This window comes from Variovorax sp. CF079, assembly GCF_900101545.1.
Classification (GTDB): Bacteria; Pseudomonadota; Gammaproteobacteria; order Burkholderiales; family Burkholderiaceae_C; genus Variovorax.
In genome coordinates this window covers 76578-91098 of record NZ_FMZU01000013.1, presented here as the reverse complement: position 1 = coordinate 91098, position 14521 = coordinate 76578, and the positions used below count along the sequence as shown (strand labels likewise).

Annotated in this window: 14 protein-coding genes; 9 read left to right on the top strand and 5 right to left on the bottom strand. The window is 67.6% G+C overall.

Annotation, left to right across the window (positions count from 1 at the left end; translation table 11 throughout):
- The first annotated feature begins 17 nt into the window (after positions 1-17).
- Both glnE and BLS74_RS18395 read left to right on the top strand, forming a co-directional pair.
- The gene (gene glnE, locus BLS74_RS18400) at positions 18-2777 is read left to right on the top strand and encodes a bifunctional [glutamate--ammonia ligase]-adenylyl-L-tyrosine phosphorylase/[glutamate--ammonia-ligase] adenylyltransferase (RefSeq protein ID WP_093108588.1); all 2760 of its coding nucleotides are present in this window, start codon (positions 18-20) and stop codon (positions 2775-2777) included.
- A complete protein-coding gene (locus BLS74_RS18395) occupies positions 2770-3798 on the top strand; it encodes a septal ring lytic transglycosylase RlpA family protein (protein WP_093108587.1) in 1029 nt (342 codons plus the stop codon). Before glnE ends, BLS74_RS18395 begins: the two co-directional genes overlap by 8 nt.
- Before the next feature lie 4 nt (positions 3799-3802).
- Here BLS74_RS18395 and BLS74_RS18390 read toward each other — a convergent pair whose 3' ends face one another.
- Both BLS74_RS18390 and BLS74_RS18385 read right to left on the bottom strand, forming a co-directional pair.
- A complete protein-coding gene (locus BLS74_RS18390) occupies positions 3803-4729 on the bottom strand; it encodes an RNA polymerase sigma-70 factor (RefSeq protein ID WP_093108586.1) in 927 nt (308 codons plus the stop codon).
- A 53-nt stretch (positions 4730-4782) separates the two neighbouring features.
- Positions 4783-5640, bottom strand: coding sequence for a ferritin family protein (locus BLS74_RS18385; protein WP_093108585.1), 858 nt, complete (start codon positions 5638-5640; stop codon positions 4783-4785).
- Positions 5641-5769: 129 nt separating this feature from the next.
- Here BLS74_RS18385 and BLS74_RS18380 point away from each other — a divergent pair, with 129 nt between their 5' ends.
- A complete protein-coding gene (locus tag BLS74_RS18380; protein ID WP_093108584.1) occupies positions 5770-6369 on the top strand; it encodes a glutathione peroxidase in 600 nt (199 codons plus the stop codon).
- Between the two features lie 269 nt (positions 6370-6638).
- On the opposite strand, the gene BLS74_RS33915 is transcribed toward BLS74_RS18380, so the two are convergent.
- Positions 6639-7250: a glutathione S-transferase N-terminal domain-containing protein gene (locus tag BLS74_RS33915; RefSeq protein WP_139191714.1), complete on the bottom strand. Its 612-nt coding sequence runs from the start codon at positions 7248-7250 to the stop codon at positions 6639-6641.
- A gap of 623 nt (positions 7251-7873) precedes the next feature.
- Here BLS74_RS33915 and BLS74_RS18370 point away from each other — a divergent pair.
- The 4 genes from BLS74_RS18370 to BLS74_RS18355 are packed head-to-tail and all read left to right on the top strand — an operon-like array spanning position 7874 to position 12068.
- Positions 7874-9028, top strand: coding sequence for a YjgN family protein (locus BLS74_RS18370; RefSeq protein WP_093108582.1), 1155 nt, complete (start codon positions 7874-7876; stop codon positions 9026-9028).
- Positions 9025-10092: a M48 family metallopeptidase gene (locus BLS74_RS18365; RefSeq protein WP_093108581.1), complete on the top strand. Its 1068-nt coding sequence runs from the start codon at positions 9025-9027 to the stop codon at positions 10090-10092. The genes BLS74_RS18370 and BLS74_RS18365 overlap by 4 nt, the downstream gene beginning before the upstream one ends.
- 36 nt (positions 10093-10128) lie before the next feature.
- Positions 10129-11508, top strand: a complete 1380-nt coding sequence (purB, locus tag BLS74_RS18360; RefSeq protein ID WP_093108580.1) for an adenylosuccinate lyase — start codon at positions 10129-10131, stop codon at positions 11506-11508.
- Positions 11508-12068 (top strand): YaeQ family protein, encoded by a 561-nt coding sequence (locus BLS74_RS18355; RefSeq protein WP_093108579.1) that lies wholly within the window; start codon positions 11508-11510, stop codon positions 12066-12068. The genes purB and BLS74_RS18355 overlap by 1 nt, the downstream gene beginning before the upstream one ends.
- A gap of 12 nt (positions 12069-12080) precedes the next feature.
- On the opposite strand, the gene BLS74_RS18350 is transcribed toward BLS74_RS18355, so the two are convergent.
- Positions 12081-12386: a hypothetical protein gene (locus BLS74_RS18350; RefSeq protein WP_093108578.1), complete on the bottom strand. Its 306-nt coding sequence runs from the start codon at positions 12384-12386 to the stop codon at positions 12081-12083.
- 11 nt (positions 12387-12397) lie between these two features.
- The gene (locus tag BLS74_RS18345; protein ID WP_093108577.1) at positions 12398-12850 is read right to left on the bottom strand and encodes a DUF3717 domain-containing protein; all 453 of its coding nucleotides are present in this window, start codon (positions 12848-12850) and stop codon (positions 12398-12400) included.
- 420 nt (positions 12851-13270) lie between these two features.
- Here BLS74_RS18345 and BLS74_RS18340 point away from each other — a divergent pair, with 420 nt between their 5' ends.
- Both BLS74_RS18340 and BLS74_RS18335 read left to right on the top strand, forming a co-directional pair.
- Positions 13271-14008 (top strand): TerC family protein, encoded by a 738-nt coding sequence (locus BLS74_RS18340; protein WP_093108576.1) that lies wholly within the window; start codon positions 13271-13273, stop codon positions 14006-14008.
- Between the two features lie 24 nt (positions 14009-14032).
- A complete protein-coding gene (locus BLS74_RS18335; protein WP_093108575.1) occupies positions 14033-14497 on the top strand; it encodes a hypothetical protein in 465 nt (154 codons plus the stop codon).
- Positions 14498-14521 lie beyond the last annotated feature (24 nt).

Below are 14521 nucleotides of genomic sequence, written 5' to 3'. Positions count from 1 at the left end.
GCGCTGTGTCAGGAATTATGACCGCCAGCTCCCACCCGGGTTCCACCGAAGCCGAAGTCATCGCGGCACCCTCCTTGTCCGACTACTCGCGCTTCGTGCAGCGCCTGCGCCGCCGCTACGCGTCCGAACTCGCGCTGCTGCCGCCTGGCGAGCCGCTGCGCGAGCACATGGCGCAGGCCTTCCGGGCGCTGCGCGAGCGCGGCGACAACGTGGCCGATGCGCTGCGCACCGTGCGGCAGCTGGTGATGGAGCGGCTCATCACGCTGGACTGCGACCATCATGCGCCGCTGGCCGTGGTCACCACCGCCGTGACCCAGCTGGCCGAGTTCGCGCTCGATGTCGCCTGCCGCGAAGCCTGCGCCGAACTCGACGCGCAGCACGGCGCGCCCCTCGGCCCCGAAGGCCAGCGCGCCCAGCTCTGGGTGGTGGGCATGGGCAAGCTCGGCGCGCGCGAGCTCAACGTGTCGAGCGACATCGACCTGATCTATCTCTACGACCAGGACGGCGAGACCGCGGGCGATGCCGACGGGCGCTCGCGCCTCGCGAACCAGGAGTACTTCGCGCGCGCCGTGAAGCGCATCTATGCGCTGGTGGGCGACACCACCGCGCACGGCTTCGTGTTCCGCGTCGACCTGGCGCTGCGCCCCAACGGCAATTCGGGGCCCAGCGCGGTGTCGCTCGATGCGCTCGAAGAGTATTTCCAGGTGCAGGGCCGCGAGTGGGAGCGCTTCGCCTGGCTCAAGAGCCGCGTGGTGGCGCCGCAGTCTGTGGTCGACGACTGCTCGGCCCGGGCGCTGCGCGGCGTGGTGCTGCCCTTCGTGTTCCGGCGCTATCTGGACTACAACGTGTTCGACTCGCTGCGCACGCTGCACCGGCAGATCCGCGAGCAGGCCGCGCGCCGCAGCGCCGGACGGCCCGAGCGCGCCAACGACGTCAAGCTCTCGCGCGGCGGCATCCGCGAGATCGAGTTCATCGTGCAGCTGCTGCAGGTGGTGCGCGGCGGCAAGTTCCCCGAGCTGCGCACCCGGCCCACGCTCGATGCGCTGCAGCGCCTGGCGCGCGCCAACCTGATGCCGCAGGAAACGGCCGATGCGCTGGCCGCGGCCTACGAATTCCTGCGCCGGGTGGAGCATCGCATCCAGTACCTGGACGACCAGCAGACCCACGTGCTGCCGGTCCACGACGAAGACCTGCGCTGGATCGCGCACACGCTCGGCTATGCCGACTGCTGCCTCTTCCTGTCGCAGCTCGATGCGCACCGCGAATTCGTTGCGCAGGAATTCGACAAGCTGCTGGGCGGCAAGAAGCCTTGCTCGCGATGCAACGGCGGCAGCGCCAACCCTGCACCGGTCGACCTGAGCGAGCTGATCGACGAGCTGCCGCCGGCCTTTGCCGAACGCATCCGGGACTGGTGCGAAAACCCGCGGGTGACCGCCTTGCGCGACGAAACCCGCGCGCGCCTGCGCCAGCTCGTGCAGCGCACCGGCCAGTGGCTGCGCGAACCCGACAGCGAAGCCCCGGGGCAGATCGGCCACCATGTCGAGGCCGCGCTGCGCTGGGCCGACTGGATCGAACCCTTGCTCCGGCGCGACAACTACATCGCGCTCCTGGTCGAGCGGCCGGCGGTGCAGGAGCGCCTGCTGCGCCTGCTGGGCTCGGCCAAGTGGCCGGCACGCTACCTGATGCAGCATCCCGGGGTGATCGACGAACTGGCCAGCAACGAGATGCTGGCCGGGCGCTTCTCGGCCACCGAGTTCGAGCGCGAGCTGGAAGCCCGACATCTCTCGCTGCGCCAGACCGGCGAGGCCGACGAGGAGCGCCTCTTGAACCTGCTGCGCCATGCGCACCACGCTGAGGTGTTTCGCACGCTGGCGCGCGACGTCGACGGCCGCATCACGGTCGAGCAGGTGGCCGACGATCTCAGCGCCCTGGCCGATGCGGTACTGCGTGTGACGGCACGCTGGTGCTGGCCCCATGTGCGCAACCCGCACCGTGAAGCGCCCCAGTTCGCGATCATCGGCTACGGAAAACTCGGCGGCAAGGAGCTCGGCTACGGCAGCGACCTGGACATCGTGTTCGTCTACGACGACGACGACGAGCGCGCCAGCGAGGTCTACGCGGCCTATGTGCGCAAGCTGATCAACTGGCTCACGGTCAAGACGCGCGAGGGCGACCTGTTCGAGATCGACACCGCGCTGCGGCCCAACGGCAACTCGGGCCTGCTCACGACCAGCTTCGAGGCCTACGAGAAGTACCAGCTCGGCCGCGGCAGCAACACCGCGTGGACCTGGGAGCACCAGGCCATGACGCGCGCGCGATTCGTGCTGGGGGATTCATCGCTGGGCGAGCGCTTCGACCGCATCCGCGAAGCCGTGGTCACCGCGCCGCGCGACCGCGACGCGCTCAAGGCGCAGATCGTCGCGATGCGCGACAAGGTGCGCGCCGCGCGTCCCGTCAAGGCCGACCGTTTCGACGTCAAGCACAGCGCGGGCGGCATGGTCGATGCCGAGTTCACGGTGCAGTTTCTCGTGCTGTCGGAAGCGAAGGCGCATCCCGAGCTGATTCCCAACGTGGGCAACATCGCGCTGCTGCTGCGCGCCGAGAAAGCCGGCCTGCTGCCCGAAGGGATCGGTGCGAACGCGGCCGCCGCCTACCGCGAGCTGCGGCGCGTACAGCACCGGGCGCGGCTCAACGAAGAGCCGACGCAGGTGCCGATGAGTTCGTTGGTGGCCGAGCGCGAGGCCATGCTGGCCTTGTGGAAGGTGGTGTTTGGCTAGGCCGGCCAGTGCACGCAGCCTCGCGCTGGTCGCCGGCGCGGTACTGCTGCTGTTGGCCGGTTGCGCCAGTGGGCCGCGTGGCGGCCCCGGCATCGGACGCGACGGTCCCGATGCCAATCCGCCCGCGGGCCTCGGCCAGGTGCCCGATGCGGAGCCGCGCGTGGAAGCGATCCGCAGCAGCGGGGGCACCAGCAAGCCCTATGTGGTGCTGGGCCGGTCCTACGTGCCGATCACCGACGACCGGCCGTGGCGCGAAACCGGCCTCGCCTCCTGGTACGGCCGCAAGTTCCACAATCAGTCCACCGCCAGCGGCGAGCCCTACGACATGTACGCGATGACGGCGGCGCACAAGACGCTGCCGCTGCCGAGCTACGTGCGCGTGCGCAACCCGGCCAACGGACGAGAAGCCGTCGTGCGGGTGAACGACCGTGGCCCTTTCCACGACGACCGGATCATCGACCTGAGCTACACCGCGGCCCTCAAGCTCGACCTGCTGCGCGGCGTGGCGCCGGTGGAGATCGAGCGCATCACGAACGAGGACATCCGCGCGGGTACATGGCGGCGTGGCGACACGGGCACTTCAGCGCTGGCGTCGGCCGCCCCCGTGGCGCCACGCCCGCTTGCGCCCGACAGCGTGGCCGTGCCTGCGGCCCTCACCAGCCCAGTGCTCGCCGCGCCGCGCGCGGAGGTGCGCGAGCTCGCCGCGCTGCCGCCACTCACGGCCGAAGCCGCGCCGCTGCCGGCAGCAGCGCCCGAGGCCACGCTTGCGTCGGCCTCATCGCCGAGCTCGGGCTTCTGGGTGCAGCTGGGCGCCTTCAGCCAGCGCGACGGCGTCGATCGCTTCCAGCAGCAGGTGGCACGCAGCCTGCCCACGCTCGCGCCGGCGCTCAACGTGTTCGCGGAGCGCGGCACCTACCGGCTGCAACTCGGGCCCTACGCCTCGCGCGAGCTGGCGCGCGACACGGCCGAGCAGGTGCGCAACGGACTGCAGCTCGCACCGATGATCGTCGAGCGCCGCTGACCTTTCAGGGCGCGGGCGTCCTCAGCGCCATCAGTTCCTCGCGCGTGATGGCCCGCGACGAAAACTGCGCGGCAATGCGTTGCAGCTTCTCGGGATTGCGCTGCGTGCGGATGCGCAGGATGCGCTCGCCGTCGGTCTCGATGGTCTGCACCGACTCCAGCGCGCCGTTGAAGAAGCGCAGCAGGCCCGGTTCGCCATTGACTTCCACCACCTGCAGGCGCAGGCCGATGCCGAGCAGCCGCACGACCGCGTAGTAGTACTGCGCAATGCGCTGGGCGCCGCGCAGCATCTGGCGAAAGGCGGGCACCTTGCCGCCGCTGTCTCCGATCAGCTCGACGTCTTCGGCCAGAAGCGCCTTCAGCCGCGCCATGTCGCCGCTGGCCGCCGCCTCCGCAAACCCCTCCAGCAGGCGCTGGTGAGCCTCGCGCTCCACCGCGAAGCGCGGCCGCTGGTCCTGGATCTGGGTCTTGGCGCGATGCACCAGCTGGCGGCAGGCTGCCTCGCTCTTGCCGAGGGTGCGGGCCACGTCCCCGTAGTCGGCATCGAACACCTCGCGCAGCAGGTAGGCAGCGCGCGCCTCGGGCGCCAGTCGCTCGAGCACGGCCAGGAAAGCCATCGAAACGTCGTCGGCGCGCTCCAGCATCTGCTCGGGCGAGGCCGGCGCATCGGTCACGAGCGGCTCGGGCAGCCAGGTGCCGACGTAGTGGTCGCGCTGCTGCTTGGCGGCGCGCAGCCGGTCGATCGACAGGCGCGTGACCACCGTGACCAGCCAGGCCTCGGGGTTGTTCAGCGCATCGACGGTGGCATCGTTCCAACGCAGCCAGGCGTCCTGCACCACGTCTTCGGCATCGGCGGAAGAGCCGAGCATGCGATAGGCGATGCCCAGCAGGCGCCGGCGATGGCGGTCGAAAGTTTGGGTGGAAGCGTCCATATGCAAGCAAGACGGACGAACTGCCCGTCTTGTGACGGGCTCTGCACAAACGCTCAGGCGCCTTGGTACGCGGGCTGTGGCCCCAGCGAGGCCGCCAGTTCCTTGCGGTAGCGGTTGAGCTCCTGCACGGTCTTGAAGCTGCGGTTCATCAAGAGGCTCAGGTTGTGCAGGATGCGCTCGCCGACCTTGTTCTCCCAGACGGCGTCGAACTTGATCTGCTTGTCCAGCCAGTGCTCGAGCCAGTCCGGATCGGGCACGCGGCTCTGGATGGTGTCGCGCGGGAACAGCGCCTTGTTGACGTGCAGGTTGGTCGGATGCAGCGCCTGGGCGGTGCGCCTGGCGCTGGCCATCAGCACGCCGACCTTGGTGAAGGCCGCGCGCGCCTCATCGCCGAACTTTTCCATCGCGCGCTTCATGTAGCGCAGGTAGGCGCCGCCGTGGCGGGCCTCGTCCTGGCTCAGCGTGGTGTAGATGTGCTTGATGACCGGCTCGGTGTGCCACTCGGCCGCGCGGCGGTACCAGTGGTTCAGGCGGATCTCGCCGCAGAAGTGCAGCATCAGCGTTTCGAGCGGCGGCGCGGGGTCGAAGTCGAAGCGCACGTCGTGCAGTTCCTGCTCGGTGGGCGCATGCTGGGGGCTGAAGCGCTTCAGGTACTCCATCAGCACCAGAGAATGCTTCTGTTCCTCGAAGAACCAGATCGACATGAAAGCCGAGAAGTCGCTGTCATGCCGGTTGTCGCGCAGGAACATCTCGGTGGCCGGCAGCGCCGCCCATTCCGTGATCGCGTTCATCTTGATGGTCTGGGCCTGTTCTTCGGACAGGCGGCTTGCATCGAAAGACTGCCACGGAATATCCTTGTCCATGTCCCAGCGGACGGATTCGAGCTGTCTGAAGAGTTCCGGATAAAGCATCAATGTCTTTCTTAAGCCGGCGGATTTTAGTCGGCTGCTTTGGCGCGCTCGTGACAAGCGCGCGATGATGGCGGCTGCGTACCCCCGCCGCGGCGCGGATGCCCCCCTTTTTCACACCGGAAACCCGCCATGCGAATCTCGATCCGACGGCCAGCGCTCTTTCTTTCGGCGCTCGCGGCTGCTGCCTTTCTTCTGCCGGCCAGCGCCAGCGCCCAGGCCACGAGCGCCCCGGCCCCGCCTCCCGCCGCTTGCCCCCCCATCCTGCAGCACACCTTCCCGCGGCTGCAAGACGAAAAACCCCAGGCGCTGTGTCAGTATGCGGGCAAGGTGGTGCTGGTGGTCAATACGGCGAGCTTTTGCGGCTTCACTCCGCAGTACAAGGGCCTGGAGGCGCTGGACAGCAAGTACCGCTCGCGCGGACTGGTGGTGCTGGGCTTCCCCTCCAACGATTTCTCGCAGGAGTCGGGCACGAACAAGGAGATTGCCGAGTTCTGCGAAAGCACTTTCGGCGTGAAATTTCCGATGTTCGCCAAGTCCTCGGTCCGCGGCGCGGAGGCCAATCCACTGTTCAAGGAGCTGGCACAAGCCTCGGGCACCACGCCGAAATGGAACTTCTACAAGTACCTGATCGGTCGCGACGGCAAAGTGGTCGAGTCCTATTCGAGCATGACCTCGCCAGACGATCGCGGCTTCGTGCGCGACCTGGAAAAGCAGCTCGGGCCCAACTGACGCGCCGCCTGCGGCATTCGTCACAAATGCTTACCACTGCCCCGGGAACCGGCTCCCGCGGGCTGGGCTCATACCGGTCTCGGGCACGTAAAGCCCGGCCATTTTCATGTTGCGAGGTCTTCTGGGCGCTTGCCGTTCGGTCGAAATCCCGAGGCGATTCTTCTCCTCCTCCCTCCCTCCCTCCTTCGTTTCGGGGCGCCTCGCAGCATTTTTATATTCCACCTCCGGGTCGAAGAAAAAAGGCGCCTTGCGGCGCCTTTCTTTTTTCGTCAGGGCTGGGTGTCGGCGAAGCTGGGCCGAAGCATCAGCTTGTCGTACAAGCGGGCCAGATTGGCGTGCTCGCCGCGCCAGTCGATCTCGGGGAAGCGATAGCCGACCCAGCCGAGCGCGCAGCCGACCGCGATGTCCGACAGGCTCAAGTGGATGCCGCTGCAAAAGGGCTTGTCGGACAGGCCCTTGGCCATCGCGCGGATGCCGCCCTCGACCTTGGCGCGCTGGCGATCGATCCAGGCCTGGCTGCGCTCACCGTCGGCCCGGCGCGCCCAGGTCGCCTCGAGGCGCCAGAGGATGCCGGCGTCCATCACGCCGTCGGCCAGCGCTTCCCAGGTCTTCACTTCGGCGCGCTCGCGGCTTTGCTGCGGAATCAGCTTGCCGACCGGCGAGAGGGTGTCGAGGTACTCGACGATCACGCGCGAGTCGAACATGGCCTCGCTGCCGTCCATGATCAGGCAGGGAACCTTGCCCAGCGGGTTGGAACTGGCGATGGTCGTGTCGTCAGACCAGACGTCCTCGATCACGAACTGGTAGTCGAGCCGCTTTTCGGCCATGACCACGCGCACCTTGCGCACATAGGGACTGGCAGCGGATCCGATCAGTTTCATGCAGGCTCTCTCCCTTCCGGGGTCGTCGTTATAGCGTTTTGATTCTAGTTGACGTCCTCCCCGCCCAGAAGGACGGGGATTCCTACCGCGCCACGCAGGGGCAAGCCCAGTCATAGTCGTTTCGGTGGGTTCCTGCGCCTGTCCCGTGGGCGCGAGCCCTCGGGCTTTCGAGGCTGCACCCGTAACGCTCGCGCGTGGCAGGTGTCTAACGTCCTCTTCGCAGGCGGCAGCTCCTGGTTGCCCAGAAGCCCGCCCTCGGGCTGTTCTCGCAGCCCAAGCCGCGCGCCCCGCGGTCAAAATGTTCTTTGAAGCATGCACATCTGCATGCTCTGCGTGGCCGCACTCCGCGCAGGAAAAGAGCGCTTGGCTCATTCGGTTGTCAGCGCTCAGGTGACCGCAAAGACGGCACTTGCAGCTGGTGTAGGCCGGATTGACCTTAACCAGTTCGCCTCCACGCGCGGCGAGCTTGTATTCAAGTAAGCGGGCGAACTCGCCCCAGCCTTGGTCGAGGATGGCCTTGGCCGCGCTCTGGCTCCCCCTGAAGGACGAAGCTTCCGAGGGGCCCGGTGAACGCGCGCAGTGCAGAATCGACTACATACCAACGAGGGAAAAGGTAGGAAAGCATGGACATCGAAGCGCCTGTCGACGCCACCCCGGAACGCCATCCGATCGAATTCACGGCCAGCGGCAGCGAGTACTTCCGCATCTGGATCGTGAACCTGCTGCTGATCATCGTCACCCTCGGCATCTACCTGCCCTGGGCCAAGGTCCGCAAGCTCAAGTACTTCTACAGCAACACCTGGGTCGGCGGCGACGCGCTGGACTTCCACGGCGAGCCGGTCAAGATGCTGCGCGGCACGCTGATCGCCGCCGGCTTCCTGATCGCCTATTCGGTGGGCAGCAACTTCTCCGGCTGGGCCGCGCTGGTGGCCGCCTTGGCCTTCGTCGTGCTGTGGCCGGCCCTCTTCCGTGCCGCGATGCGCTTCCGGCTCGCCAACACCAGCTGGCGCGGCCTGCGCTTCCACTTCGCCGGCGACACGGCCGGCGCCTATGCCTGCATGCTGCCGCCGCTCGCGCTGGCGCTGCTGCCGGTGGCGCTCGCAGGCGCGATGGCCGGCACCGGCGGCGAGGCGCCCCAGGCGCTGCCGGCGGTCGCGGCCGGCGTGATCGGCATCGGCATGACGGCCTTCATGGTGGGCGTGCCCTACTTCCTCTGGCGCGTGAAGCGCTACCAGCACGGCAACTACGCCATCGGCGGACTGCAGACGCGGCTCAAGGCCGACGTGGGCGTGCTCTACGGCATCTTCATCAAGCTGATCGGGCTGAGCTTCGTGGCCTTCGTGATCGCCATCGTCGTGTTCGGCGGCCTCGCCTTCGCCGGCCGCAAGAGCGGCATGGGCGCGGCCTTCGTGGTGCTGGTCGTAGTGCTGGGCTTCGGCGGCGTCCTGCTGTTCAACATCCTGCCTAAGTCCTATCTGCAGGTGCGGCTGCAGAACCTGCTGTGGTCGACCACCGGCAACGAGCTGATGCGTTTCGACAGTCGCCTGCTGCTCAAGAACTACCTGGGTCTGCAGTGCAAGAACTACCTGCTGATCTTCCTGACCCTCGGCCTCTACTGGCCTTTCGCCGTGGTGAACACGCGGCGCGCGCAGATCGAGGCGGTCGAGCTACAGACCCGCATCGGGCTGGACCAGATCAGCCAGGTGGCCGGGCGCGAAGACCCGGGCGCGACGGGCGACATGGCGGCCGATCTGTTCGGTTTGGACATCGGGATGTGAGCTCAGCCCTGGACGCGCGCTTCTTCGACGGCCGCAGCAGCCGGCCATACGCGGCGCGCCTGCACGTCCAGGGCGACCTGTTGACGATCGCGCCGGCGCCGGGCGAAACCTTCGCGCCGGTCACCGTGCCGCTGGCCCAGGTGCGCTGGCCCGAGCGCACGCGGCACGGCGGGCGCATCGCGCAATTGCCGCAGGGCGCCAGCGTTCAGGCACTCGACGTCGCGGCCTGGGACGAGTGGGCCGCGCAGCAAGGCCGCGCCGAAAGCTGGGTGGTGCGCGCCCAGCAGAACTGGCGCGGCGTCGCGATCGCCTTCGTGCTGCTGCTGGCCGCCACCGCGACCCTGTACCAATGGGGCCTGCCCTGGGTGGCGCGCGGCGTCACCGCGGCGGTGCCGCTTCGCGTCGACGCCTTGATCGGCGAGGAGGTGCTGGCCTCGGTCGACCAGTCGCTGCTGCAGCCCAGCGCCCTGCCGCCCGTCGAGCAGGAACGCATCCGCCGCGCCTTCGCGCGGATGGTGCGGGCGGCCCACCCGGAGGATGCGGAGGGCGGGCCGGCCTGGAAGCTCGAGTTCCGGCGCGGCCGCGACAAGCAGCTGGGCCCCAATGCGCTGGCGCTGCCGGGCGGCACGATCATCCTCACCGACGAGCTGGTGCAGCTGATGCCCGGCAACGACGAAGCCGTGTTCGGCGTGCTGGCCCACGAGTTCGGCCATGTGCGCCAGCGCCACGCGATGCGGCAGCTGGTGCAGGTCTCGGCGGTCGGTTTCGCGGTATCGGTCGCCTTCGGCGACTTCGGCACGCTGATCGGTAGCGCGCCGGTGCTGCTGGCCGCGCTGGGCTACTCGCGCGATGCAGAGCGCGAGGCCGACGCGGAGTCGGTGCGCCTGATGCGCGCGGCCGGCATTTCGCCGCGGGTGATGGTCGGCTTCTTCGAGGCCATCGAGCGCTGGCGCGGCGCGCAGAAACGCGCCGGGCTCGACGACGACGCCATCGGCCTGGCCTTCTCCTCGCATCCGGCCACAGCCGAGCGGATCGCCTTTTTCAAGGAGGCGGCGGAGAACTGAAATTGATAGCGGCGGGGCGCCACCTAAAATTGGCCCATGAGTTTCTCTACCGTCTCCGCCCTTTCCCCCCTTGACGGCCGCTACGCGGCCAAGCTCTCGGCGCTGCGCCCGCTGATGAGCGAACAGGGTTATATGCACCGGCGGGTGCAGGTCGAGGTGGCGTGGTTCATCGCCCTGTCCGACTGCGGCTTCCCCGAATTCAAGCCGCTCACAGGCGGCGCACGCAAGTACCTGCTGGGCCTGGTCACCAATTTCTCCGAGGCCGACGCGATCGCGATCAAGCAGATCGAGAAGACCACCAACCACGATGTGAAAGCGGTCGAGTACTGGATCAAGTCGAAATTCGAGGCGCGGCCCGAGCTGCTCGCGGCCTCCGAATTCGTGCATTTCGCCTGTACCAGCGAAGACATCAACAACACCAGCCATGCGCTGCAGATCCAGGCGGCCCGCGAGAAAGTGGTGCTGCCGGCGATCGACGGCCTGATCGCGACCCTGCGCGCGATGGCGACCAAGTTCGCCGCCGTGCCCATGCTCTCGCGCACGCATGGACAGACGGCGAGCCCCACCACCGTCGGCAAGGAGTTCGCGAACGTCGCGGTGCGCCTGGCCAAGGCGCGCGAACGGATCGCCGGCGTGCAGCTGCTGGCCAAGATGAATGGCGCCGTCGGCAACTACAACGCGCACATGGCGGCCTGGCCCGAATTCGACTGGGAGGCCTTCAGCCGCAAGGTGGTCGAGACGCCGGCACCGCTTGGCCTGGGGCTCAGCTTCCAGCCCTACAGCATCCAGATCGAGCCGCACGACTACATGGCCGAGCTCTTCGATGCGGTGGCGCGCACCAACACCATCCTGGTCGACCTCTCGCGCGACATCTGGGGCTACGTGAGCCTGGGCTACTTCAAGCAGCGCCTCAAGCCAGGCGAGATCGGCTCCTCGACCATGCCGCACAAAGTCAACCCGATCGACTTCGAAAATGCCGAGGGCAACCTCGGCCTCGCGAACGCGGTGCTGCGCCACCTGAGCGAGAAGCTGCCGATCAGCCGCTGGCAGCGCGACCTCACCGACAGCACCGTGCTGCGCAACATCGGCGTGGCCTTCGGCTATGCCGTGCTGGCCTACGCGAGCCTCGCGACCGGCCTGGGCAAGCTCGAACTCAACGAGGAAGCGCTGGCCGAGGACCTCGACGCCTCGTGGGAAGTGCTGGCCGAGCCGATCCAGACCGTGATGCGGCGCTTCGGCGTCCAGGGCGCCTACGAGCAGCTGAAAGAAGTCACGCGCGGCAAGACGGTGACGGCCGAGGCGCTGCACGGCCTGATCCGCTCGCTGGAGATTCCGGAGGCCGAGAAAGAACGCTTGCTGGCGATGACGCCGGGCAGCTACATCGGCAAAGCCGCAGAACTCGCGCGGCGGATCTGATGGCCCTGAAATCGACGATCTTCAAAGCCAACCTTGCTGTCGCCGACATCGACCACGGCTACTACGCCGACCACGCACTGACGCTCGCGCGCCATCCCAGCGAGACCGACGAGCGAATGATGATCCGGCTGGTGGCGCTGGCGCTCAACGCCTACAAGCTGCAGGACGTGTGCAACGGCGACGGCACGCTGGCCTTCGGCGCCGGCCTGTCGAACCCCGACGAGCCCGACGTCTGGCTGCGCGATTTCACCGGCGAGGTGAAGCTCTGGATCGAGGTCGGGCAGCCCGAGGACAAGCCGATCATCAAGGCCTGCGGCAAGGCCGACGAAGTCATCGTCTACTGCTTCAATCACGCGGCCGAGATCTGGTGGCGCGGCATCGAGAACAAGCTCACGCGGCCGCAGAACCTCAGCGTGTTCCGCGTGCCGACGGCCGCCTCGCAGTCGCTCGCCGCGCTCGCGCAGCGCTCCATGCAGCTGCAGGCCACGATCCAGGAAGGCGCGCTGATGCTGGGCGACGGCAGGCACAACATCGACATCGAGCCCGTGCGGCTGAAGTAGACGGGCTTCGGTTCAGGCGGGCGGCATCATCGCGCCGCACTGCCAGCACTGCTCGAATCCGCCTTCGATGAGCTCGCCGCAACTGCACTGCCAGCGCCGCTGCGGCCGGTGCTGCAGCTCGTGGAGCAGGCGCTCGGCCAGCGCGAACTGGGACTCGTCCTCGATCCAGATCTCGGGCAGGCACTGATCGGGCGGCAACTGCCCGGCCGCGGCGCCGAGGTATTCGCGCTGCACCGAGGCCGCGACCCCGTCTTCGCGCAGCGCATGCACCCACAGCGTGGCGATCGCCAGGTTGGGGGCTTGCACGAGGCGGCGCATTGGAATTTCTTTCAGCTCGGCGCGTCCGCCGGAACCGGGTCCTCGGGCCAGACGTGCTCGGCCTCGCGCGCCCGCTCGGCGTACTTGTTGAAGCGCCAGGCGCTGTCCTGCATCGTAATGCGGCGCCAGGTCGAGCGCTTCTCGCCCGGGGTCATGGCGGGCCAGTGCTGCACCTCGTCGAAGCTGCGCCCGCAGCCCTTGCACTCGTCGTCGCCCTGGCTGGTGGAGCAGATGGCGATGCAGGGCGTGTCGGGCGTGCTGAGGTACCACGCCAGCCAGGCATCCCAGGCTGGTGCGGGAAAGCCGACCTCGTCGACCTCGTCTTCGTGGTGAAACACCATCAGCGCATAGACCTCGGCCAGCGCGCGCAGCTCGGGCGCGAGGGTGATGCCATCGGGCGAGGGCTTCTGCTCGCGCCAGAAGTTGATGGCGGCCTCGATGTCGGTGATGTGGATGGCGGCCATGAGGTCGGAAAAAAGCGAGCGGGCATCATAGTCCCGCAAAGTCCCGAGGCGATCGAAGGTTATGCGGCGCTACAAAATCCATAGCATCGGATGGCCGAACAACGGCGCATGCAGACGTTTTCTCTTTGAAGCCCGGGGAAATTCCAGTTGCCACGCCGGGGGTCTCGATGCTTTAATTCAGGCCACGAAGGGGAGTAGCTCCCGTCCGCTTTCCCGAAGGCGGATATCGCCAGGTCGTCAATACGAAGCGCACAACACTTCCGGCCTGACGGGCAGCCCATACACGCTGCCGAGCAAGACCTTCGATTTGAACCCGTGCAGGTTTGATCGAAGCGATTGCAAGTTCCCGGGGCCACCCGGTCCTCATTCAGTCGCTTCATCCGAGCTGCTCGGGATAGAGCAAAACGAACAGAGGACTTTATGGAACAGCTACTGGCCCCCGAATTCTGGGTCGCCGTCGGTCAAATCATCATGATCGACATCCTGCTCGGCGGCGACAACGCCGTCGTGATCGCGCTGGCTTGCCGCAAGCTGCCGCCGGCGCTGCGCACCAAGGGCATTCTCTGGGGCACGGCCGGCGCCATCGTGCTGCGCGTGATCCTGATCTTCTTTGCGCTCACGCTGCTCGCGATCCCCTTCCTGAAGGTGGTCGGCGCGCTGCTGCTGGTGTGGATCGGCGTCAAGCTGCTCGCGCCCGACCACGATGACGCGCACGGCAACATCGCCGCCAGCGACAAGCTGTGGGCCGCCGTCAAGACCGTGATCGTGGCCGACCTGGTGATGAGCGTGGACAACGTGATCGCGATCGCCGGCGCCGCTCAGGGTGCGGGCCAGGGCCACCAGATGCCGCTGGTGATCTTCGGCCTGCTGGTCAGCATCCCGATCATCGTGTGGGGCAGCCAGCTCGTCATCAAGCTGATGGACCGCTTCCCGATCATCATCACGCTGGGCGGCATGCTCCTGGGCTGGATCGCGGGCACGATGGCCGTGACCGACCCGGCCGTCAGCAATCTTGCCGCCTGGACCTGGGTGCCGAAGCTCCCGCAGACCGACACGGTGCGCTACATTGCCGGTATCGGTGGCGCGCTGCTGGTGCTGGCCATCGGCAAGTGGGTTGCCATGCGCAAGCCGAAACCCGAAAGCACCGCCACGGCCTGATCTCGCAAGAAAGAAGGAGCACCCATGGAAAAGATCATTCTGTATGTCGACGATGCGGCCTATGCGCGCGAGTTTCTCGCGAAGCTGTCGCCGGAAGCGGTCGGCACGGGTGCCCGGCATTGGGTGCTGGTGGCTTGCGCGCCGCGCATGACGCATCGCATCAGCAAATGGGTGAGCCACAGTGCGCGCGAGAACTGGCGCAGCAAATGGTTCGCCAAGGTGCAGGAGCAGCTGCTGCCGGCATTGCGGCTCGAAGGCGGCGAGGTCACGCCGGTCCTGGCCAAGGGGCCGCTGGCCGAGCTGACCCAGCGGCTGAAGCTGGAGCACGGCGCGGCCCAGGTCGTCGATGCGCGGCGGCCGAAGATCGGCGTCGACCTCGAGCCCGTGGCGCCGGATGTGCCCTCGCCCGGCCAGTCGGGCTGGGCCTTGCCGGGCGCGGTGCTGGGCATGGGCGCGCTGCTGGTGCTGGCCAACGAGCTGTCGGAATAGGGCTCGTCGTCCCGCGTCCGGCGC

Coding starts and splice junctions, on each gene's coding strand:
- glnE (WP_093108588.1), top strand. CDS start 18: ATGACCGCCAGCTCCCACCCGGGTTCCACCGAAGCCGAAGTCATCGCG.
- BLS74_RS18390 (WP_093108586.1), bottom strand. CDS start 4,729: ATGGACGCTTCCACCCAAACTTTCGACCGCCATCGCCGGCGCCTGCTG.
- BLS74_RS18385 (WP_093108585.1), bottom strand. CDS start 5,640: ATGCTTTATCCGGAACTCTTCAGACAGCTCGAATCCGTCCGCTGGGAC.
- BLS74_RS18380 (WP_093108584.1), top strand. CDS start 5,770: ATGCGAATCTCGATCCGACGGCCAGCGCTCTTTCTTTCGGCGCTCGCG.
- BLS74_RS33915 (WP_139191714.1), bottom strand. CDS start 7,250: ATGAAACTGATCGGATCCGCTGCCAGTCCCTATGTGCGCAAGGTGCGC.
- BLS74_RS18370 (WP_093108582.1), top strand. CDS start 7,874: ATGGACATCGAAGCGCCTGTCGACGCCACCCCGGAACGCCATCCGATC.
- purB (WP_093108580.1), top strand. CDS start 10,129: ATGAGTTTCTCTACCGTCTCCGCCCTTTCCCCCCTTGACGGCCGCTAC.
- BLS74_RS18355 (WP_093108579.1), top strand. CDS start 11,508: ATGGCCCTGAAATCGACGATCTTCAAAGCCAACCTTGCTGTCGCCGAC.
- BLS74_RS18350 (WP_093108578.1), bottom strand. CDS start 12,386: ATGCGCCGCCTCGTGCAAGCCCCCAACCTGGCGATCGCCACGCTGTGG.
- BLS74_RS18345 (WP_093108577.1), bottom strand. CDS start 12,850: ATGGCCGCCATCCACATCACCGACATCGAGGCCGCCATCAACTTCTGG.
- BLS74_RS18340 (WP_093108576.1), top strand. CDS start 13,271: ATGGAACAGCTACTGGCCCCCGAATTCTGGGTCGCCGTCGGTCAAATC.
- BLS74_RS18335 (WP_093108575.1), top strand. CDS start 14,033: ATGGAAAAGATCATTCTGTATGTCGACGATGCGGCCTATGCGCGCGAG.